Genomic DNA, 1115 nt, shown 5'->3' with positions numbered 1-1115 from the left:
GCGTGAGCGCGGGGCGGCCCTCTTCGCATCCGCATTCAGGCGATACGCCGGATTCGTGACAGCAGCCCCGCGCCTCCCCACGACCGCGTCACTACCAAGGGGCCCCCTAGGGGATGTCACAGGTCAGCCGCAAAGGAGCGAGTCCACAGCCGGAGCGGGTACGTTCAATGACGTGGCTGGATTCAGGAACGGACGCGGCCGGGACAACCGCCCCCCGCAGAACCGACAACCGCAGCAGGCGCCGTACGGGTACAACGCGGCCCCGCCGCCGTACCCGCAGCAGCAGTGGCAGCAGCCACCGCAGCAGGGGCAGTCGTACGGGCAGCAGGGACACGGGCAGCGGGGGCAGGGGCAACAGCCCTACGGCGAGCCGGAGTACTTCGGCGACCCCCAGCAGCACCAGCAGTACTCGGCGGCGAACAGCCCGGGCCACACCCAGATGTTCAGCGTCGACGACCCGTACGGCCAGGCCGCCGGCCCGCAGGCGCCGCCCGCCCCCGTAGGCCCCCGCCTGCCCTGGAAGCCGCTGCTGAGCGGCATCGTGCTCCGCCCGGCGGACACCTTCCTCCGGATGCGGGACCACGCCGTCTGGGGCCCGGCGCTGGTCGTCACCTTCCTCTACGGGCTGCTCGCGATCTTCGGCTTCGACAAGGCCCGCGACGAGGCGATCAACGCGACCCTGTCGACGGCGATCCCGTACGTCCTGATGACCGCCACCGGCTTCGTGGTCGGCGGACTCATCCTCGGCGCGGTCACCCACACCCTCGCCCGCCAGCTCGGCGGCGACGGCGCCTGGCAGCCGACCGTCGGCCTCTCCATGCTGATCATGTCGATCACGGACGCGCCCCGCCTCGTCCTCGCCCTCTTCCTCGGCGGCGAGAACGGCCTCGTCCAGGTCGTCGGCTGGCTCACCTGGCTGGGCGCGGGAGCCCTCTTCACCCTCATGGTGAGCCGCTCCCACGACCTCCCGTGGCCCAAGGCCCTGGGCGCCTCGGCGATCCAGCTGATCGCCCTCCTGAGCCTCATCAAGCTGGGCACGCTGTAACGGGACCTACCGGCCCCGGCCGATGCGCCACCACTCCTTCTGGGCCGGCGGCCCCGGCGGATCCTTCGGG

1 protein-coding gene is annotated in these 1115 nt (G+C 71.8%); it reads left to right on the top strand.

Annotated elements, in window-relative coordinates; translation table 11 throughout:
• Positions 1-172: 172 nt before the first annotated feature.
• Complete coding sequence (locus tag ACFCY7_RS40520) at positions 173-1045, top strand: Yip1 family protein (protein ID WP_376491091.1); 873 nt, start codon at positions 173-175, stop codon at positions 1043-1045.
• Positions 1046-1115 lie beyond the last annotated feature (70 nt).

It is taken from the genome of Streptomyces sp. NPDC056361 (assembly GCF_042262805.1).
In the GTDB taxonomy this organism is placed as follows: domain Bacteria; phylum Actinomycetota; class Actinomycetes; order Streptomycetales; family Streptomycetaceae; genus Streptomyces.
Note: the sequence above shows the minus strand (reverse complement) of the source record. Positions and strands in the feature narration are given on the sequence as shown.